Here is a 19939-nt window from a genome sequence, read left to right as displayed (position 1 = left end):
ATAGAAAAAGCCCCGCTGTTTCCAGCGGGGCTTTTTGCTGAGTAAAAATAAAGACTTACAGGCCGAGTTTCTTGAAGAAATCGTTGCCCTTGTTGTCGACAAGGATAAACGCCGGGAAGTCGACAACCTCGATCTTCCAGACCGCCTCCATGCCGAGTTCCGGGAAATCGATGCATTCGACCTTCTTGATGTTCTCTTCGGCCAGAACGGCAGCCGGGCCGCCGATCGATCCGAGATAGAAGCCGCCATGTTTGTTGCAGGCGTCGGTAACCTGTTGAGAGCGGTTCCCCTTGGCAATCATCACCATCGATCCGCCGTTTTCCTGAAGCAGGTCGACATAACTGTCCATTCGGCCGGCTGTGGTCGGACCGAAGGACCCTGAGGGTTTGCCGGGCGGAGTCTTGGCCGGTCCGGCGTAGTAGATCGGGTGGTTCTTCAGGTATTCCGGCAGAGGTTTGCCGGAGTCAAGGATCTCCTTGAACTTGGCATGCGCAATATCGCGGCCAACCACGATGGTTCCCTGCAGCAGCAGCGGCGCGCCGACTTCGAGCTTGTCGAGTTCAGCCAGGATCTCGCTCATCGGCTTATCGAGGTCGATCGAGGTGCCGTGGCTGTGCTTGCCGCGGTATTGCTCGGGAATCAATCGTCCCGGGTTGGTGTCCATCTCCTCGACAAACAGGCCGTCTTTGGTGATTTTTGCCTTGATGTTGCGGTCGGCCGAGCAGGAGACTGCCATACCGACCGGGCAGGAGGCACCGTGGCGGGGCAGGCGGATGACGCGAACGTCGTGAGTGAAATACTTGCCACCGAACTGGGCACCGATGCCGAGATCGCGTGCCGCCTGTTGGAGCTTCTTTTCAAGCTCGATGTCGCGGAAGGCCTGGCCGTGGTCATTGCCCTCGGTCGGCAGGCCGTCGAGTTCCTTGGCTGTGGCGAGCTTGACCGTCTTCATGCAGGCATCGGCCGAGGTGCCACCGATCACGAAAGCGAGATGGTAAGGGGGGCAGGCGGCGGTGCCGAGAGTTTTCATCTTGCTGACCAGGAAGTCGAAAAGCTTGTCCGGGTTGAGCAGCGCCTTGGTTTCCTGGAACAGCATCGTCTTGTTGGCTGAGCCGCCACCTTTGGCCATGAACAGGAGCTTGTAGACATCGCCATCGGTCGCCATGATGTCGATCTGCGCCGGCAGATTGGTGCCGGTGTTCTTTTCGGTATACATATCGGTCGCGATTGTCTGGCTGTAGCGCAGGTTCTCCTCGGTGTAGGTTTGGAAAATGCCCTTGGAGATCATTTCTTCATCCTTGACGCCGGTCCAGACCATCTGGCCTTTTTTACCGATAACGGTGGCGGTACCGGTGTCCTGGCAGATCGGCAGCTCAAAGTTGGCCGAGATCTCGGCGTTGCGCAGGAAGGCCATGGCGACGCCACGGTCGTTCGGCGAGGCTTCCGGGTCGCGCAGGATGGCGGCGACCTGCTCGTTGTGTTCCGGACGCAACATGAACGATACGTCGCGCATCGCTTCGTTGGCGAGTGTGGTCAGCGCCTCTGGATCAACCTTGAGGACCTGCTGGCCGTCAAAGTCGGCGGTGCTGACATATTTTTCGGAACCGTCAATCTTGCGATATTTGGTTTCGTCCTTACCAACCGGAAACGGGTCTTGATAGACAAAATCAGGCATGTTCTCTCTCCTTAAGTTCAAGTAAAAGTAGTGCAGGTAGCTGAAGATATTGAATGTTCTTGAAGAACTATTTAAACAGCGTGGTATTATATAAAAAATGGCATCTGATGTCGATAACAAGTTAACGAAATCTTATTTGCTTGCTGAGGGAGATACCATGTCTGATTCCAGTCAACGTGTTGCCGTGGTTGGCGGTATGCGTACCCCATTTGTCAAAGCTGGAGCCCAATTCCGAAATCATGACCAGCTGGACCTTTCAAGTCACGCTGTAAAGGGTCTTGTCGAGAAATATATTTCCGATCCTGAAAAAATTGACGGGTTGGTCTGGGGCCGGGTCCTGCATGATCCCCGTATCTCGAACCTTGCCCGGGAGGTCGTGTTCGATGTCGGCCTGCCGAAAGATATCCACGCCTTGATGGTCTCTAATAACTGTATCACCAGTCTGCACGCCATGGTCGATGTCGCCGATGCCATCAGGGCCGGACGGATGTCGTTAGGCATCGCCGGCGGTGTCGAGTCGATGTCGACGGTACCGATCCTGTTTGGCCGGGAAGCCTCGGCTATTCTGATGGAAGCAGGCATGGCGAAGACACTTGGAGACCGATTCAAGGCAATGAGCCGATTGCGGTTTCGCCATTTCAAGCCGAAACCGCTCTCATTCAAGGAACCGTCGACTGGCCTGACCATGGGGCAACATGCCGAGTTGACTGTTCAGCAGTGGGGTATCGGCCAGGACGCTCAGGATCGGATTGCCTTCAATAGTCACATTAATGCAGCAGCCGCAACGGCAGATGGTCGCCTTAAAGAAGAAATCAGTCCACTGGATGGAGTTGATCACGATACGATCGTGCGTGGTGATACGACCTTGGAAAAACTCTCAACCCTCAAGTCGGTTTTCGCACCGCAACCGGCCGGCACGATCACCGCTGGTAATTCCAGTCCTTTGACCGATGGTGCTGCAGCCATCTTGTTGGCGTCGGAAGAGGCTTTGCTGGAAAATGGTCTCGAAGCGGCGGCCTGGATCCGGGATGTCGAGTTTGCGGCCATCGATCCGGATGAGGGTTTGTTGATGGCTCCAGCTATTGCCGTACCGCGCCTGCTCAAGCGGACCGGCTTGTCCATAGATGATATAGATATCGTTGAAATTCACGAGGCTTTTGGCGCCCAGGTTGTGACCAATCTGGCGGCCTGGGAGCAAGGCTGGAAGGAAGAGCCGATCGGTAAAATTCCGATGGAGAAGATCAATCCGCTTGGCAGTTCGATTTCGGTTGGTCATCCTTTCGCGGCAACCGGTGCCCGGATCGCGACGACCTTGGCGAATGAGATGAAGCGTCAAGATGCGAAATACGGGCTGATCTCGGTCTGTGCGGCCGGTGGAATGGCCTGTGCGATGATCCTCGAACGCTGATAGTTTTTTTAAAAATCCGGAAAATGAAATGCGGTGACGGAACCGGTAAATTGTGTTAGAACCGACATGACCGATTCTTCAACCGGAACCTATTTCTATGCAATCCCTGATCAAAAAAATACTGACCTCCCGTGTTTACGAAGCGGCCATAGAAACCCCTCTGGAGGAATCAGCCTGGCTATCCCGCAGATTAAATAACCGGGTCCTGCTTAAACGTGAAGACCTGCAACCGGTCTTTTCCTATAAACTGCGCGGCGCTTATAACCGTATTGCTCACCTCTCTGAACAGGAGTTATCGCATGGCGTGATCGCTGCTTCGGCCGGAAATCATGCTCAGGGTGTTGCTTATTCGGCCCGCCAGCTCGGTATTCCGGCAGTCATCGTCATGCCGGTAACAACACCGCAGATCAAGGCTGCAGCCGTTGAGGCACTCGGCGCCGAAGTTGTCATGGTTGGTGACAGCTATTCCGAGGCAGCCGATCATTGCTCTGAACTCGTAAAGCAGCGCGGCATGTCATTTATTCATCCCTTTGATGATGAACTGGTGATCGCCGGTCAGGGAACCGTTGCTGATGAGCTGCTTCGTCAATCATCCGGACGGATCGACGCAGTTTTTGTTCCGGTCGGTGGTGGTGGTCTGATAGCCGGCATCGGCGCCTACATCAAGGAGTTGCGTCCGGAGATTAAAGTTATCGGGGTCGAGCCGGTGGATAGTGACGCCATGGACCAGTCCCTGAAGGCCGGGAAGCGGGTTCAGCTCGATTCGGTCGGGATTTTTGCCGATGGAGTCGCCGTTCGCGAGGTCGGTGAACGGACATTTTCTATTGCTCGTGATGTGGTCGACGACATCGTTCTGGTTGACACCGATGCGATCTGCAGCGCCATCAAGGATATCTTCCAGGCAACCCGTTCAATTGTTGAACCGGCCGGGGCTTTAGCGGTCGCCGGAATAAAAAAATACATTCGTGAGAACAAATGGGCAGGTCAGTCCCTGGTTGCAATTAACACCGGGGCCAATATGAATTTCGAACGGCTGCGCTATGTCGCCGAGCGAACCATGAGCGGTGAATGCCAGGAAGCTCTCTTTGCCGTGACCATCCCGGAGCAACCGGGTGCGCTGCGGCGTTTTTGTTCCGAGGTCGTCGGCGATCGCAATATTACCGAATTCAATTACCGGCTGGCCAAACGGTCACAGGCTCATATTTTTGTCGGAATCACGGTAAAGGATGAACTTGAACGCCCCCTGTTTGCCAAACAGATGACAGAAAACGGCTACATCAACCACGACCTGACTGACAACGAACTCGCCAAAACCCATGTCCGCTACATGGTTGGCGGCCGTTCAGAATCGGCCGGACGCGAATTCATCTATCGTTTCTGGTTTCCGGAACGGCCGGGCGCACTCGGTAAGTTCCTTTCGGCAATGGGCGCCAACTGGAATATCTCGTTGTTTCATTACCGGGCCCAGGGCGGTGACTTTGGTCGTGTTTTGATCGGCCTTGAAATTCCCGAAGGGGATGAGGCGGCGATGCAGAAATTCCTCGATGAACTCGGGTATCGTTATATTGAGGAAACAGGAAATCCCGTCTACCAAATGTTCCTCTGAAGCAGGCCGCTATGAATCATCAATTCAACCACACCAAAACAATCCTCACCATCACCGATGATAATTCTGTTCGACAACTTTTGCAGGAGCAGCTTGAAGGCGGTGGATATGCCGTATTGTCAGCCGGGAACGGAAATGAAGGTCTGGTCGCGGTTTCTGAAAATTCTGTGGCGCTGGTCATTGTCGATCTGCTGCCGGAAACGGGCGGTGTTGAATTTTGTCAGTCCGTCCGTTCCGGAGGTGTCGCCAACGATCTTCCGATTATTGTTTTAATCGACGATGAAAAATCGATGGATGCTGTTAATCCGTTTGCAATCGGGGCTGACGATTATCTCAAGAAACCGATAAATCCATCCGGGCTTGAGGGGCGGGTCGCTCAATGTCTCAGCAGGCGGGAACGCTTTTCGCACCTTGAAAGCAGAATCAGGGATGGTGAAATATTGCTTGAAATTGCAAAGTCGGTGAATTCCACGCTTGATACTGGAGAGATTCTCAAACAGATTGTGCATCGGGTTGCTTCGGTCCTTGATGATATTTTTCGCTGTTCAATACTGTTTGTCCGGAAAAACATGGAGATTGCCAATGTCGTCGCGTCGAGTGACGCGCATGATTTCAAACCAATTTCGATAGAACTTGAAAAGTATCCGGAAATTCAGGAGGCACTGACGACGTCCCGTCCGGTTGTCATTGACGATGTCGCGACTAATCCCCTGCTCGAACCGGTCAGAGGCAGTCTCGATACCGACGTTTTCAATACCAGCATCGTTCTGCCGGTCATCTATAAAAAAGAAATCATCGGGGCGATGATGGTTAAGGCATTGCGGCCGAAGGCCGGAGTTAGGGAAGATGAAGTCAGGTTCTGCGAACTGGTGGCCAATGTCGCAGCCGGGGCATTGCAACATGCCGAGTCTTTCCGGCAGTATCAGGATGAAACCGCGTCCCTGAAACTGAATCAGACCCAGATAGAGCAGGAACTCAGCGTCAAGGCGGTTTATGAATTGCTCTTTGAGAATGCTTCTGACGGTCTAATGGCGATTGACTCTGATCAGCAGATCCTCTTTGTTAACCGGCGTGCCATGGAGATTAGCGGTTACACCCGGGAAGAGCTGCAGAAGCGAACTTTTCTGTCGTTGCTAGAGCCTGACTCCCGGGACAGGTTTGCGGCCAGTCTTGCAGCGCAAAAAACATTAATTACACGAACCCAGCGTTTTGATGCGGTCATCAATAAAGGTGATGGCGGACAATCAGTACTCTCTGTTTCTCTGGGCGAAAAAGCGCACGCCTCTGACCTGCAGGTCCTTTCGTTTCGTGATGTGACCGGCAGGCGGCGGATTGAAAAGCAGTTGGCTGAAACCAGCACCGCGCTTGAAAAGGCGAATCAGCGTTTATTGAATATGGATAAAGCCCGTACCGAATTTTATAATACAGCGGCGCATGAATTGAGAACGCCGGTAGCAGTGGTTAATGGCTATTGCGAACTCCTGTTGCTTTCGGACCGGGACAATCTGAACGAAAAACAGAAAGACTATCTTGACCAGATCGGTCGCAGCGGCGACCGTTTAATTGATCTGATTCATAACCTGCTAGATCTTTCACGATTTGAGGCCGGCAAGATGCCGCTTGATCTGGAAGAGGGTGATCTATCTGATCTGATTCGCGATATCGGCAATGAAGTCCGTTCTCTGGTTGATACAAAAGGATTGACCATTGAAATTCACTCCGGCCCCTTGACCATGCTCCATTACGATCCAATCCTGATCCGACGTCTGTTGATGAATCTGGTCGGCAATGCCGTCAAGTTTACGGCGCAGGGCGGACGTGTCAGCATCGTACTGCAGGAGGATGCGAAGGAAGTCAAGGTTACGGTCAGTGATACCGGTAAGGGCATCTCCGAGAACGACCAGGAACACCTGTTCAAGGAGTTCAGCCAACTATCCAAATCAACCGGTCCGGATGGGACTGGCCTTGGTCTTTCGATCTGTAAGAAAATCGTTGAGGCACATAATGGTGAAATCTGGGTCAAGAGCAAGCCGGGTGAGGGGAGTCAATTTGTTTTTTCCATCCCCAAGTCTCTCGTTGCTTGATCTGATACCAGTCGCATTATCAGCTTCAGAATACTCATTTTCTACTCCTTAAACTCTTATCTAACTTCCTGTTTTTACATTTTTATTTTTTCAATCCAAAATAATTGACAGTTTTTGTCAGGTATGATATCAGTTAAATATATTGGCCGGCAGAAGTCGGCTCTTTTAATATCATCCAGATGGAAAGGAGTGTTCAGTGATTGCCAACTTGAGAGAGGATTTCAAAGCCGTATTTGAACGGGATCCGGCAGTGCGCAGTATATTTGAAATCATATTTTGTTATCCCGGTTTCCACGCACTGCTCTTCTACCGCCTGGCTCACGCCTGTTGGAATTACAAACTTTTTTTCCTCGGTCGTTTTATTTCGCACCTCGGCCGTTTTTTTACCGGAATTGAAATTCACCCCGGAGCCCGGATCGGAAAGGGTTTCTTTATCGATCACGGAATGGGGGTCGTTATCGGTGAAACTGCCGAGATCGGTGACAATGTGACGATTTACCATGGTGTCACCCTCGGCGGCACATCGTGGGCCAAGGAGAAACGTCATCCGACCCTGCGCGATAATGTGGTGATCGGTTCCGGAGCGAAGGTGCTCGGGCCCTTTGAAGTTGGTGAAAATGCCAAGATCGGTTCCAACTCGGTCGTTGTCAAGGAAGTCCCGGCCGACGCGACGGTAGTCGGGATCCCCGGCAAGGTTGTCGTCGCCGGCGACAAAAAAGAGAAACAGGTCAAAGCTGATCTCGAACATGGACGGCTTCCGGACCCACAAGCCAAAGCGATTGAGTGCCTTTTTGACCAGATCAAGTCGCTTGAGAACCAGGTGAAAGAATTGAATGCCGAGCAGCAGGAGTTGCGCGCCCGGCTCGCCGAGACAGAGGTTGTCGCAGAAAGCGCCTGAAAATCATGAGAGTGTCAACAAAAGCCCAGTATGCGGTCAGGGCGATGGTCAGTCTGAACCTGACGGCTGATGGCTCGCCGGTTACAATTCGTGAAATTTCGACCCGTGAGGAGATCTCCCTGCCTTACCTCGAACAACTTTTTGTCAAGTTGCGGCGGGGCAATATTGTTGACTCGGTTCGCGGCCCCGGCGGAGGTTATGTGCTGGCTCGCGACGCAACTTCAATCCGGGTGGATGAGATTATCGACAGCGTTGAGGAGACACTTGTTCCGGTCTCATGTATGGATCAGGACGGGCAGTGTGTTTGTGATACCCAGTGTGTCAGTCATACGGTCTGGCAGGGCCTGGGTGACCGGATTCGTCAATTTCTGTCATCGATAACCCTTGATGACCTGACCCAGGAAGCCCGGCAGTACAGTGGTACGTCGACGACCAAGGCCGGCCATGTTTCCTGATCTCGTTTTAACTGGAGGACTAAAGTGAAAAGGATTTACCTCGATAACAATGCAACAACCCCGGTTCATCCCGAGGTTCTTGAAGCGATGATGCCGTTTTACAAGGAACAATTCGGCAACCCGTCCAGTGTTCATTGGGCCGGCCGTGAGGTCAGCGGCATGGTTGAATCCGCACGCGAACAGGTTGCCGGGCTGCTTAATTGTTCGCCGGCTGAAATCGTTTTTGTCTCCTGTGGCAGCGAAGGGGATAATTTTGCAATCAAGGGGACAGTTGATGCTCTACAGGAGAAGGGGAACCATATTATAACGACTTCGGTCGAGCATCCGGCGGTTCTTGAGACCTGCCAGTATCTTGAAAAACAGGGATGTGATGTTACTTACCTCTCCGTTGATCAGGACGGTATGCTCGATCTCAAAGAGCTCGAAGATGCGATTAATGACAAGACCATCCTGATATCGATCATGTGGGGCAATAACGAAACCGGCAACCTTTTTCCGGTTGAAGAGATCGGCAGGATCGCCAAGAAATACAAAGTCAGGTTTCATACAGATGCCGTTCAGGCAATCGGCAAGGTGCCGGTCGACGTTCATGCCTGTGGCGCCGACCTGCTGGTCCTTTCCGGACATAAAATCGGCGCCCCTAAGGGTGTCGGAGCTATGTATATAAGACGTGGAACCCGTCTGACACCATTGCTGCATGGTGGTCATCAGGAGCGAAATCGTCGGGCCGGAACGCATAATGTTGCCGGCATTGTCGGTCTCGGCAAAGCCTGTGAACTGGCCGGCGAACATCTTGAAGAAAATGCTGCACACATGCGTAGGCTGCGCGACAAACTTGAAAAAGGGGTTCTGGAAAAGATCCCGAATATCAAGCTGAACGGACATCCGGATCCTGACTTCAGGCTACCGAATACCCTGAATGTCAGTTTTGCCTTTATCGAAGGCGAGTCTCTGTTGCTCAACCTTGACATGTATGGTATCGCCGCATCCTCCGGGTCGGCATGTACCTCCGGCTCACTTGAACCGTCGCACGTGATGGGCGCGATGTGTGTCGAGGTGACGTTGGCCCATTCGAGTACCCGGTTCAGTCTCGGTGCCGATACCACAGAAGAAGATATCGATTACGTTCTGGACGTTTTACCGAAAACGGTCCAGCGCTTGCGGGATATGAGCCCGCTTTACAACTGCAACAAAGAAGAAGAATGCGAAGTTTGTGAAACGATCAGACGGATATAGCTCTGGCGTTGAATAAGGAGATTATCGATGTATACCGACAAAGTCATGGATCATTTTACCAACCCCCGGAATGTCGGGGAGATTGAAGATGCCAACGGCGTAGGAGAGGTTGGCAATGCCTCCTGCGGCGATATTATGAAGATATTTCTTAAGGTCGAAGATAATGTTATTACCGACGTTAAATTCAAGACCTTCGGTTGCGGTGCAGCAATTGCCACCTCCTCGATGGTCACCGAAATGGCGATTGGCAAGACCATTGATGAGGCTCTCGAACTTTCAAACCAGGCGGTTGCCGAAGCGCTCGACGGGTTGCCGGCGCAGAAGATGCACTGTTCCAATCTGGCAGCAGACGCCCTGCATGAAGCGATTGAAAACTACAGAAAAGAGAACAGTTAACATCTGTTTCCTGGAAAACGGTTTAAACCTCGAAGGGCTACCGGATTCTGGGCGCCCTTCAGTTGTGTAACGAGATGGAAAAGACTGAAAAGAAAAGAGTCGTTGTCGCCATGAGCGGCGGAGTCGATTCATCGGTTGCGGCTGCTCTGTACAAGGAGCAGGGTCATGAAGTTATCGGCATGACCATGCAGATCTGGGACTATTCGAAATTTGACGCCCCCGATGGTGAGACATTCGGAACCTGTTGTTCGCTCGATGATGTCTACGATGCACGCCGTGTTGCCGAATCCCTTGATATTCCGTTTTATGTCGTCAATTTCGAGGCCCATTTCCAGGAGATGGTGATTGATCCGTTCTGTGACGACTATTTTAATGGCCGCACACCGAATCCTTGTATCCTCTGCAATCAGGTTCTTAAATTCGAAATTCTCCTGCGCCGCGCCCGGGAATTGCAGGCTGACTGGCTGGCCACCGGCCATTATGCGCAAATTATTGAGAATGGCGGATTCTACCAACTCCATAAAGGTATCGATGAGCAGAAGGACCAGAGTTATTTTCTCTTTACCCTGAACCAGGAACAGATGCGGATGATCCGTTTTCCTCTCGGTGGCTTGACCAAGGAGGAGGTTCGGGAACATGCAGTTCGTCTCGGCCTGCGGGTAGCCGAAAAACCGGAGAGTCAGGATATCTGTTTCGTTCCGGACGGCGATTATGTCCGCTTCCTTGAGGAAGAGCGAGGTGGAGGCTCACTCAATGGTGACATCGTTCACGTCTCCGGCCGGATTGTCGGGCAACATCAGGGTATTTACCGATACACCATCGGCCAGCGTAAGGGCCTGGGTATTTCATGGCCGGAACCATTGTTTGTTGTCGGTATTGATGTTGACGGCAAACAAGTGATCGTCGGTGAAAAAAAACATCTCGCTCGCTCCGATTTCACCGTTTATGCAACCAATTGGTCGCGCGGTAAACCGGATGGCGATATGAATTCACATTGTCGGATTCGATACCGGCATCGTGAAGTTCCGGCCCGTGTTGAGCCGCTGCCCGGTAATCGGGCACATGTTTCCCTTGAGCAGCCGCAGGACGGAGTGAGACCTGGACAGGCCGCCGTATTTTATTCGGGGGATGAAGTGGTTGGTGGTGGCTGGATTGAATAGGCCATGTTGATAATTGCAAATAAAAAGGGAGCGAATTGATTCGCTCCCTTTTTATTTGCTAAAGTATGCAGTGGTTTACTGATCAGATTCCTGAACATCAACAACGGCAACAGCGGCCATGTTGACGATGTCGGCAACAGCATCACCGCGCTGCAGTACATGAACCGGTTTGTTCATGCCCATCAGAATCGGACCGATTGCTTCCGCTTCACCCAGCTTGTGAAGCAGCTTGTAGGCGATGTTACCGGACTGCAGATCAGGGAAGATGAAGCAGTTGGCGTCACCCTTGAGCTTGGAAAACTGATATTGAGTCTCGATCAGATCAGGGTCAAGTGCGACATTGGCCTGAATCTCTCCGTCGACAATAAGTTCCGGAGCCCATTCCTTGACCAGGGCAGTTGCTTTTTTCACGTTGTAGGTCAGTGGATGCTCGGCCGAACCGAAGTTGGAGAAGGAGAGCATCGCGACTTTCGGCTCGAAGTCAAATTGATTGGCCTTCTGGGCGGTCAGGATTGCTGTTTCGGCCAGTTCTTCGGCGGTCGGTTCGATATTGACCGTGGTGTCGGCAAAGAAATAAGCATCCTTTTTGGTGACCATCATGTACATGCCGTGAACCTTCGAGAGATCATCTCGTTTGCCGATAATCTCCAGGGCCGGCCGAATGGTTTCAGGATAGTGGTGGTTGATGCCGGAAAGCAGTGAATCGGCATCCCCTTTAAGAACCATCATTGAACCGAAGTGATTACGGCTTTTGCGCATGGTACGGCGCGCTTCGGCCAGAGTGACTCCCTTGCGCTGACGCATCGAGAAAAATTCCTGGGTGTAACTTTCGACCTGTTCACTTTTGGCCGGATCAATAATAACAACGTCTTTCATGTCGACGTTGAGAGCTTTCGCATTACTCAGGATCTCCTCCTCGTCACCGAGCATGATCGGTTTGGCGATGCCTTCATCAACGAGGATCTGGGCGGCCCGCAGGATTTTCTCCTCGTCACCTTCCGGGAAGACAATCCGCTTCGGAGCGGCCTTGGCCTTGTTGATGAGAGTCCGCATAATCTCCTTGGAACGTCCCTGCATCGCTTCAAGACGTTCGAGATATTTATCCATATCGGCGATCGGTCGACGGGCAACGCCGGAATCCATGGCCGCCTGGGCGACGGCCGGGGCGACATGCAGCAGTACACGCGGATCGAACGGTTTCGGAATGAGGTACTCGCGACCGAACTTGATCTCTTCTCCGGCGTAGGCCTTGCGGACGGAATCAGGTACATCCTCCTTGGCCAGTGCGGCCAGTGCATGGACAGCGGCCAGTTTCATTTCGTCATTAATGGCGCTGGCATGGGTGTCGAGAGCGCCCCGGAACAGGAACGGAAAGCAGAGTACGTTGTTAACCTGGTTGTTGTAGTCAGAACGTCCGGTGCCGATAATAACGTCATCCCGAACGGCCTTTGCTTCAGGAGGAGTGATTTCCGGGTCCGGGTTGGCCATTGCGAAAACAATCGGGTCCTTGGCCATGCTTTTCAGCATTTTTCCGGTCAATGCGCCTTTGGCAGATACGCCGAAGAAGATATCGGCATCAACCATGGCGTCTTCAAGAGTACGGGCATCGGTTTTGGCGGCCAGTCGCTCTTTGTAGTCGTTCATTCCTTCGGTGCGGCCTTTGTAGATAACGCCCTTGGTGTCGCAGAGTATGACGTTGTCCTTGTCAATTCCCATGGTGACAGCGAGGTTGGCGCAGGCGATACCGGCTGCGCCGGCACCATTGACAACGATTTTAACTTTTTTGATATCCTTGCCGATTATTTCGAGGGCATTGACCATGCCGGCAGCAGAAATAATGGCAGTGCCGTGCTGGTCATCGTGAAAGACCGGAATGTTCATGATCTTCTGTAACTCTTCCTCGATATAGAAGCATTCCGGACCCTTGATGTCCTCGAGGTTGATGCCGCCGAAAGTCGGCTCGAGCAGTTTGACGGTTCGAATCAGTTCGTCGGAATCCTTGGTGTTGAGTTCAATGTCGAAAACGTCAACGTCAGCGAAACTTTTGAACAGAACCCCTTTACCCTCCATTACCGGCTTGCCGGCCAGGGCGCCGATGTCACCGAGACCAAGAACCGCGGTGCCGTTGGAGACGACAGCCACGAGATTACCCTTGGCCGTGTATTCGTAGGCGTTGTTCGGATCTTTTTCGATCTCGAGACACGGTTCGGCGACACCCGGGCTATACGCCAGAGAGAGGTCGCGACTGGTTGCGCATGGTTTAGTTGTGATGACTTCGATTTTACCTTTGCGCCCGGTGCTGTGATAGTCGAGGGCGTCTTGACGTTTGCTGGACATTGAATAAATCCTCCGTTGGATGTACCGTCCGTTTTAGATTCGAACAGGAATCGTGTGATTCTAACTAATTGAGCGGATTTTTTAAGTTACGTGAAAAAAATTTACTGAAATTAAATTGCGAAAATAGCGATTCCGACTGTTTCTGTCAAGTTAATTGTTTGCTCAATCAATTCTATCTAGCAATGGCAATGCCAATCTTTTACTAATTTACGTGTCACTATATAAATAGCCTTTATTTCGGATTTTTCAATCAATTCGTAAAGGAATATGCAGTTTATTACCCAAATCGATAATGCAATTAATGGCTGAAAATGGCCAGTATGACGACTGGCAGCCTGATCCGGCGACGGGTTGGTTTTGTGAAATGGTAAAATTATTAAAGCATCTTTGACAGATCATGTTTATAATAGTCAGATGAAAATTGGTGTGCTATCTGACACCCATATCGAGGATTTGGGATTTGGTATCAACTTTCTCTCCGAATTGGTTTGCGGGCCATTGGCTGGGGTGGATGTCGTACTGCATGCCGGAGATATTGTCCATCCCGATCTTCTTGATTGTTTTGAACAAAAACCGGTTCTTGCTGTCAGGGGTAACTGCGACCTCGATTCGCCGGGTCTGCCGACCAAACGCATATTCGAGGCCGCCGGGTTCCGGATCGGCCTGATTCACGGATGGGGCAATCCTGTCGCGGTTGCCAATCATGTGTTAACTGAGTTCTCAACTGAACAGCTTGATGCCCTGATCTTTGGCCACAGCCATTATCCTTTGTGTCGACGCCTCGATGACATGCTTCTGTTTAATCCTGGAAGTGCCCTCGATCGACGCGGGGCGCCGTTTCATTCGGTCGGCATACTTACTCTCGGAGACAGGGTGGACGGGCAGATTCTGAATCTTGATACAGGGTTCAATGCAAATCCGGACTTGCAGGGAGTTCTTCTGTGAAACAGCTCTGGGCGCCATGGCGCATGGAATATATTCTTGATGAAAGTCGGCACAATCAGGCAGTAGACTCTTGTGTTTTTTGTCTTGATGAATCGGCCGGGACGGATCACGAAAGACTGGTTTTACTCCGTGGCGAACGCGCCTTTGTTGTCATGAATCGCTTTCCCTATAATAATGGGCACCTCCTGGTCGTCCCGTATCGTCATGTCGCTGATTTATGTGAGTTGTCCGATCCGGAAAATTCTGAGATTTCTCAACTGATCTGTCGGTGCCGGAGTGTTCTTCAGCAAACCATGAACCCCCAGGGAATGAATATCGGGTTAAATCTCGGTGCCGCGGCCGGGGCGGGAATCGCCGATCACCTGCATTGGCACCTGGTGCCGCGCTGGCAGGGGGATACCAACTTTATGCCGGTACTCGGAGACACCAGGGTGATACCGCAGCACCTTGAGGAGTCTTATCAAGTTTTACTCGAAGCTTTTACAACCGGGAGGGAAGAATGATTCTGATCTTTCGTCTGATGATGCTGATTGTCATCGTCTTGCTGCTTTTGTTCTGCATGTCGAACCTTGACACCGTTACGGTAAAACTTCTCGGCTGGCAAAGCCCTGAAATTCCGCTGTTCTTGTTGTTACTGTTCGTTTTCTTTTTCGGTTTTTTCCTGGCCCTGGTCTGGCAGGCATGGCACGGCTTCGGGACCTCCCGACCGGCTCACACGGCACAACCGGCGGCAGCAACCGAAAAAGAGAAGAAGCCGAAGCGGCGCTGGGGCCGGAAAGAGAAGATCGGGAAGACTGCCGCAGAAGGAACAGAAGAAAAAATTGTTGCCGATGATTCTGCAAAAACAACTGCCGGGGCAGAAATGCCGGTCAGGCAAAATGATGCTCAACAAGAAAAGCCCGAATCTGCAGATAATGAAAAATAAAGTGAGGAATTCTGATGTTTGAGATTTTCCAGAAGGGCGGCCCCCTGATGTGGCCGATTGCACTCTGTTCTGTTCTGGCACTGGCCATTTTCCTCGAGCGACTCTGGAATTACCGGAAATTTCAACAGGGCAATGAGGCCCTCATTGATGAAATCGATCCACTATTGAACGAAGCAAAGTATGAAGAGGCTTCAGTCGCCTGCCAGCGTTATGGAAACCCACTTTCCCGTGTCTACCTGACCGCCATCCGGCTGGCCGGGCGTTCACGAGAACAGATCAAGGCAGTGGTGGAGGAAGCCGGTTCACGAGAACTTGCCGCCCTGGAGCGCCTGCTCGGTTTGCTCGGAACCATCGCAACGATTACGCCACTGCTCGGTTTACTCGGAACCGTTCTCGGGATGATCCGCGCATTTACCGTTCTGGCTGTTGAAGGTGTCGGTAGCCCGGCTACTCTCGGTGGCGGCATTTCCGAAGCACTGATAACAACCGCCGCCGGACTGACCGTAGCGATCCCGACAATCCTGCTGCACAAGTATCTCTCCGGGCGGGTCGACCGGATCTCTCTCGATCTTGAAGTCAGGGCGCTCCGGGTAGTTGACCGGCTTGGTAAATAAACATGTCATTCCATCGTAATAAAAGAGAAGATGTGCGGGTCGAACTGACGCCGATGATTGACGTTGTTTTTCTGCTGCTGATTTTTTTCATGATCTCGACAACCTTTATCGAAACACCGGGGATTTCGATCAAACTTCCTGAATCGTCAACCAGCATCGCCGATAAAGAGCCCGAAGAGATCAAGGTTTACCTCGCGGAAAACGGCAATATCTACCTTCGGGATGAACAGATATCTCTGGCGGCCCTGCAGGCGCATCTGAAGACTTACGGTGCCCGTTCTGCACAGATGACCTTCCTGCTGATGGCCGACAAAGAGGCAAAGCATGGTCAGGTTGTGCAGCTGATGGACAGCGCCAAGAGCAACGGTTTCGGAAAACTTGCTATAGCAACGGAGCAGAAAAGAAAGTAAACAGTTGATCGTAGGCAGTCGATAGTTTTGCCTTCTGATAACTTTTTTCGGAGAAAACAATGTCAAAAACCATTGCCATATTGACCGGAGGCGGTGATTGTCCCGGATTGAACGCGGTCATACGCGGTGTTGTGCGCGCTTCTTGTCAACGCGGATGGCGGGTTCTCGGCATTGAGGATGGTTTTGATGGTCTGGTTGGAGAACCACGCTGGCGCGAACTTGACCTATCGTCAGTGCGTGGCCTTTTGCAGCGGGGCGGTACCATTCTTGGAACGAGCAATCGGGGAAATCCTTTTTCCTATCCTGTAGAAAAAAACGGCCAACCGGTTCTTGAGGATGTTTCACAACAGGTTCTTGCCAATTTCAAGAGTATTGGTGCCGATGCCCTGATTGCTGTTGGCGGAGACGGTACCCTGAAAATTGCCCGCCAGCTCGGCGAACTTGGCATGCCGGTTGTTGGCGTACCGAAAACGATCGATAATGATCTGAAAGGGACTGATGTTACCTTCGGTTACAATACCGCCGTCGGTATTGTAACCGAAGCACTTGATCGGCTGCATACAACCGCCGAAAGTCATCATCGGGTTATGGTCGTTGAAGTTATGGGCCGGGACGCCGGCTGGATCGCTCTCGAGTCAGGAATTGCCGGCTCGGCCGACGTCATTCTGATTCCCGAAATTCCGTTTCATATTGACAGGGTCTGTGCTGCGATCAGGCGGCGAAGCGCTGAAGGGCATCGCTTCTCAATTGTCGTAGTTGCTGAAGGGGCCCGGCCGGCCGAGGGTGACAAGGTTGTTCAGAAGTCGGCCCAGGATAATCTCGGTGTTGAACGTCTCGGCGGGGTCGCGCACGAGGTTGCCCAGCAGATTGATCAGTGCCTCGGCGGAATTATGGAACAACGGGTCGTCGTCCTCGGCCACGTTCAGCGCGGCGGTACGCCGTCACCTTTCGACCGGATACTGAGTTCCCGTTTCGGGGTTAAAGCCGTTCAGTTGATTGAAGAAGGCGGATTTGGCAAAATGGTCGCTCTGCATGGCCGTAGAATCGAATTTGTCAACATCGATGATGCTGTTGGCAGCCTCAATCTGATTGATCCGGATGGTGATCTTGTTACGACAGCTGAAGAACTCGGTATCATGGTTGGCCGATAAACTATTGATTTTTTTAGTTTAAAAACCTAGTCTGTACATATAGTGAAATATTATGGGAGTTAGAGCCCGTTGTCCGACAAGCAGGGTCTGGTATGAAGAAAGTTAATCTCGATTCGTTAAACAAAAGCTGGATGTTTGCTTTAATCGGCTTTGCGTTGGGCTTTTTTGCGCCGATTGGCTGGATTCTCCTGCGCCTCTTCTTCTTTTCTGATCCTGATAAGTCCTTTCTGCAAGACGTCTTCGGCGATATGGTCCGTACTCCGCAGTCGAGCCTTCTTTACACCTACATGGGGTTCGGTACGGCGATTGTTTTCTCCTATTTCGGGTTGATTATCGGCCGCTTTATTCTCCAGATGAAGGATCGGACCGAAAAGCTCGATCGCCTGAATTTCGAGATCGCAGTGCAGAAGGAAAAGTTTGAACAACGCTTCCAGTCACTCAATCAGAATCTTAAAAATTTCCATTCAATCAATGCACATATCCAGAGGTCACTTGATATAAAGGAAATCCTGCATCTCTCAGCAGACGGCCTGCATGAAATCCTCGGTTATGACCGGGTCAATATATTGATGATTGATCGTCAGAAGGAGTGCCTTGAATTTGTTGCAAGCAAGGGTGTTGTTGGTGACTCTCCGGTCGGCTTAACCTTGCCGCTCAATGAAGAGTCAGGGGCGATATTCAAGTCTGTTGATGAAAACAGGATGATGAATATTGAGGATGTCCGTAAACTGCCAGAAGAATTTCATATCAAACCTCCGTATTCTGATATAGAAGCGTTACGCTCGCGTAATTTTGTGCTCTGTCCGATCGCTGTGAAAAATGAGGTTGTTGGCCTGCTCGGTGTTGACAACAAGCTGCGCCGGCAGTTATTGACCGATGCCGATGCCGATACGATACGTCTGTTTGCCGACCAGGTAGCGGCCGCCATGACCAAGATCAACCTGATGGATGGGGTCGAGTCGTTGACCGGTGAACTCGAAAATTCTTTTTCCGAACTGCTCGGTTTCCGCCAGGAGCATAAGCTCGTCGAGTCGAACTTGCACAGGGCGAACGAGTCGAATATTGAGTCGATAGGCGGCATTGCCAATGCGGCCGGCATTATCCAGAGTTCGGTCGACAGCACCCGTTCGTCAGCCACTGAGATCTCTGCGACGATTGAAGAGGTTAACAATAACCTCAGTAAATTGACTGATTTCATGAATTCGACGATCACCTCGATGACACAGATTGCGAGTACGATCAAATCGGTCGAAGAAAACAGTCAGCAGTCCCATGATATGGCTGAAACCGTTCAACGCCAATCCGGGGACGGGGTCGATGCGGTTATCGATAACCTGACCGGTCTGCAGGGGATTCTGACGTCAGTCGATGAAACGGCGTCGGTGATCAACGCCCTGGCCGGCAAGAGCGAAGAGATTGGTCACATTACCGTCGTCATCAGCGAAATCACTCAAAAGACCAACCTGCTGGCGCTCAACGCTGCGATCATCGCCGCCCAGGCGGGAGAACATGGCCAAGCGTTCGGCGTTGTTGCGGAAGAGGTGCGGAGTCTGTCGCAAGAGGCCGCCGATTCGACCAATGCGATTAATAATCTTATCGCCGAAATTCAGGAATTTACCCGTGAGTCGGTCTCCCATGTCACCCAGACACGTCAACTGGTCGCCTCGGGAATCTCGCTCGGCGAGGAAGTTGAAGAATCACTCAAGCAGATCAGTGGCAGTTCCGAAAAATCAATGTTCATGACCCAGGAAATCCGGAAATCGACCAAGGAAGTGGCCCGGGCGGTTGAATCAGTCAGTGAAGCGGTTGAGAGCCTTGGTGATCTTTCGGCTCAGGTAACAACAGCTTCTCAGGAGCAGAGTCAGGGAATTCAGAGTATTGTCAGGTCGATTGAAGAGATCAAGCTGATGGCCGATGATATGGCCGATGCGACCGACGGTCAGAAAAAGACCTCACGTGAGATTGATGAAGCTGTACGGAGCGTCAGCGAGATGGCTCAGAGGATTTTTGATGAAATGGAGAATCGCCAGAAGGAGAGTCGCGATGTTATTGAGCGACTTGAAGAGCTGAAACGAGATAGCAGTGATTACTGAAATCAGTAATCATGCGGTTTGACTCAAATTTGCTTGGCATATTGTCGGTCGCATCGATCTTGCAATCGGCCTGCATATCCAATATTGTGCGTAAAAATGGCAGACAGTAGCGGCATCACTGGTTGATGCAATTTATATCTTTCCGAAAGCAATTGATGTCTCAAAAGGGGCCGGATGACCTCTTCAGACTTTCTTTACAAACTCCGATTTCAGTTTCATTGCCCCGAATCCATCAATTTTACAATCTATGTCATGATCACCGTCGACCAGACGGATGTTCTTGACCTTGGTGCCGACCTTGACCGACGCTGATGCGCCCTTGACCTTGAGATCCTTGATCACGGTCACCGTGTCGCCATCGGCAAGGATGTTTCCATTGGCATCGCGAACGATTTTTTCATCGGTTGATGTTTCTTCTGATTTTTCTGACCATTCATGAGCACACTCCGGGCAGACCAGAAGGCCGCGATCTTCATAGGTATATTCGGATTGACATTCAGGGCAGGGGGGTAAAGTCATAATAGAATCCTCTGGATAGGGTGAAAG

General features: G+C 51.6%; 18 protein-coding genes. 15 read left to right on the top strand and 3 right to left on the bottom strand.

The genetic code is table 11. The features are described 5' to 3' along the window. Window positions 1-55: 55 nt before the first annotated feature. A complete protein-coding gene (locus C0623_12360) occupies window positions 56-1675 on the bottom strand; it encodes a fumarate hydratase (GenBank protein PLX98460.1) in 1620 nt (539 codons plus the stop codon). 97 nt (window positions 1676-1772) lie between these two features. Here C0623_12360 and C0623_12355 point away from each other — a divergent pair, with 97 nt between their 5' ends. The 8 genes from C0623_12355 to C0623_12320 all read left to right on the top strand — a co-directional run bounded on the left by C0623_12355 (window position 1773) and on the right by C0623_12320 (window position 10918). Continuing rightward, a complete protein-coding gene (locus tag C0623_12355; protein ID PLX98459.1) occupies window positions 1773-3083 on the top strand; it encodes an acetyl-CoA C-acyltransferase in 1311 nt (436 codons plus the stop codon). Between the two features lie 97 nt (window positions 3084-3180). Then, a complete protein-coding gene (gene ilvA / locus C0623_12350) occupies window positions 3181-4689 on the top strand; it encodes a threonine ammonia-lyase, biosynthetic (protein PLX98458.1) in 1509 nt (502 codons plus the stop codon). Between the two features lie 11 nt (window positions 4690-4700). Next, window positions 4701-6773, top strand: a complete 2073-nt coding sequence (locus tag C0623_12345) for a hypothetical protein (protein PLX98457.1) — start codon at window positions 4701-4703, stop codon at window positions 6771-6773. A 196-nt stretch (window positions 6774-6969) separates the two neighbouring features. Further along, window positions 6970-7671: a serine O-acetyltransferase gene (cysE, locus tag C0623_12340; protein ID PLX98456.1), complete on the top strand. Its 702-nt coding sequence runs from the start codon at window positions 6970-6972 to the stop codon at window positions 7669-7671. 5 nt (window positions 7672-7676) lie between these two features. Then, window positions 7677-8126 (top strand): transcriptional regulator, encoded by a 450-nt coding sequence (locus tag C0623_12335; GenBank protein ID PLX98455.1) that lies wholly within the window; start codon window positions 7677-7679, stop codon window positions 8124-8126. Between the two features lie 24 nt (window positions 8127-8150). Further along, a complete protein-coding gene (nifS, locus tag C0623_12330; GenBank protein PLX98454.1) occupies window positions 8151-9362 on the top strand; it encodes a cysteine desulfurase NifS in 1212 nt (403 codons plus the stop codon). 27 nt (window positions 9363-9389) lie between these two features. Beyond that, window positions 9390-9758, top strand: coding sequence for a Fe-S cluster assembly scaffold protein NifU (gene nifU, locus C0623_12325; protein PLX98453.1), 369 nt, complete (start codon window positions 9390-9392; stop codon window positions 9756-9758). A 74-nt stretch (window positions 9759-9832) separates the two neighbouring features. Next, window positions 9833-10918 carry a tRNA 2-thiouridine(34) synthase MnmA gene (locus C0623_12320; protein ID PLX98452.1) on the top strand — a complete coding sequence of 362 codons (1086 nt, stop codon included), beginning with the start codon at window positions 9833-9835 and terminating at the stop codon, window positions 10916-10918. A 75-nt stretch (window positions 10919-10993) separates the two neighbouring features. On the opposite strand, the gene C0623_12315 is transcribed toward C0623_12320, so the two are convergent. Continuing rightward, the gene (locus C0623_12315) at window positions 10994-13255 is read right to left on the bottom strand and encodes an NADP-dependent malic enzyme (GenBank protein ID PLX98451.1); all 2262 of its coding nucleotides are present in this window, start codon (window positions 13253-13255) and stop codon (window positions 10994-10996) included. Between the two features lie 414 nt (window positions 13256-13669). Here C0623_12315 and C0623_12310 point away from each other — a divergent pair, with 414 nt between their 5' ends. The 7 genes from C0623_12310 (at window position 13670) to C0623_12280 (ending at window position 19393) form a co-directional block, all read left to right on the top strand. Continuing rightward, window positions 13670-14200, top strand: a complete 531-nt coding sequence (locus C0623_12310; GenBank protein ID PLX98450.1) for a hypothetical protein — start codon at window positions 13670-13672, stop codon at window positions 14198-14200. Continuing rightward, on the top strand, window positions 14197-14703 hold the full coding sequence (locus C0623_12305) for an HIT family hydrolase (GenBank protein ID PLX98449.1): 507 nt from the start codon (window positions 14197-14199) through the stop codon (window positions 14701-14703). The genes C0623_12310 and C0623_12305 overlap by 4 nt, the downstream gene beginning before the upstream one ends. Beyond that, complete coding sequence (locus C0623_12300; protein ID PLX98448.1) at window positions 14700-15125, top strand: hypothetical protein; 426 nt, start codon at window positions 14700-14702, stop codon at window positions 15123-15125. The genes C0623_12305 and C0623_12300 overlap by 4 nt, the downstream gene beginning before the upstream one ends. 14 nt (window positions 15126-15139) lie before the next feature. After that, complete coding sequence (locus C0623_12295) at window positions 15140-15739, top strand: MotA/TolQ/ExbB proton channel family protein (protein ID PLX98447.1); 600 nt, start codon at window positions 15140-15142, stop codon at window positions 15737-15739. A gap of 2 nt (window positions 15740-15741) precedes the next feature. After that, window positions 15742-16149 carry a biopolymer transporter ExbD gene (locus C0623_12290; GenBank protein PLX98446.1) on the top strand — a complete coding sequence of 136 codons (408 nt, stop codon included), beginning with the start codon at window positions 15742-15744 and terminating at the stop codon, window positions 16147-16149. Between the two features lie 59 nt (window positions 16150-16208). Continuing rightward, on the top strand, window positions 16209-17300 hold the full coding sequence (locus C0623_12285; GenBank protein ID PLX98445.1) for a 6-phosphofructokinase: 1092 nt from the start codon (window positions 16209-16211) through the stop codon (window positions 17298-17300). Between the two features lie 92 nt (window positions 17301-17392). Further along, on the top strand, window positions 17393-19393 hold the full coding sequence (locus C0623_12280) for a chemotaxis protein (protein ID PLX98444.1): 2001 nt from the start codon (window positions 17393-17395) through the stop codon (window positions 19391-19393). Between the two features lie 183 nt (window positions 19394-19576). Here C0623_12280 and C0623_12275 read toward each other — a convergent pair whose 3' ends face one another. Further along, window positions 19577-19915: an alkylphosphonate utilization protein gene (locus C0623_12275; GenBank protein PLX98443.1), complete on the bottom strand. Its 339-nt coding sequence runs from the start codon at window positions 19913-19915 to the stop codon at window positions 19577-19579. Window positions 19916-19939 lie beyond the last annotated feature (24 nt).

The organism is Desulfuromonas sp. (assembly GCA_002869615.1).
GTDB lineage: Bacteria > Desulfobacterota > Desulfuromonadia > Desulfuromonadales > UBA2294 > BM707.
Note: the sequence above shows the minus strand (reverse complement) of the source record. Positions and strands in the feature narration are given on the sequence as shown.

What these genes read in the sequence shown, in the direction of transcription:
- nifU (PLX98453.1), top strand. Translation starts at nt 9,390, where the DNA reads ATGTATACCGACAAAGTCATGGATCATTTTACCAACCCCCGGAATGTC.
- C0623_12320 (PLX98452.1), top strand. Translation starts at nt 9,833, where the DNA reads ATGGAAAAGACTGAAAAGAAAAGAGTCGTTGTCGCCATGAGCGGCGGA.
- ilvA (PLX98458.1), top strand. Translation starts at nt 3,181, where the DNA reads ATGCAATCCCTGATCAAAAAAATACTGACCTCCCGTGTTTACGAAGCG.
- C0623_12315 (PLX98451.1), bottom strand. Translation starts at nt 13,255, where the DNA reads ATGTCCAGCAAACGTCAAGACGCCCTCGACTATCACAGCACCGGGCGC.
- C0623_12360 (PLX98460.1), bottom strand. Translation starts at nt 1,675, where the DNA reads ATGCCTGATTTTGTCTATCAAGACCCGTTTCCGGTTGGTAAGGACGAA.
- C0623_12290 (PLX98446.1), top strand. Translation starts at nt 15,742, where the DNA reads ATGTCATTCCATCGTAATAAAAGAGAAGATGTGCGGGTCGAACTGACG.
- C0623_12285 (PLX98445.1), top strand. Translation starts at nt 16,209, where the DNA reads ATGTCAAAAACCATTGCCATATTGACCGGAGGCGGTGATTGTCCCGGA.
- C0623_12280 (PLX98444.1), top strand. Translation starts at nt 17,393, where the DNA reads ATGAAGAAAGTTAATCTCGATTCGTTAAACAAAAGCTGGATGTTTGCT.
- C0623_12300 (PLX98448.1), top strand. Translation starts at nt 14,700, where the DNA reads ATGATTCTGATCTTTCGTCTGATGATGCTGATTGTCATCGTCTTGCTG.
- C0623_12335 (PLX98455.1), top strand. Translation starts at nt 7,677, where the DNA reads ATGAGAGTGTCAACAAAAGCCCAGTATGCGGTCAGGGCGATGGTCAGT.
- C0623_12310 (PLX98450.1), top strand. Translation starts at nt 13,670, where the DNA reads ATGAAAATTGGTGTGCTATCTGACACCCATATCGAGGATTTGGGATTT.
- C0623_12355 (PLX98459.1), top strand. Translation starts at nt 1,773, where the DNA reads ATGGCATCTGATGTCGATAACAAGTTAACGAAATCTTATTTGCTTGCT.
- C0623_12345 (PLX98457.1), top strand. Translation starts at nt 4,701, where the DNA reads ATGAATCATCAATTCAACCACACCAAAACAATCCTCACCATCACCGAT.
- C0623_12295 (PLX98447.1), top strand. Translation starts at nt 15,140, where the DNA reads ATGTTTGAGATTTTCCAGAAGGGCGGCCCCCTGATGTGGCCGATTGCA.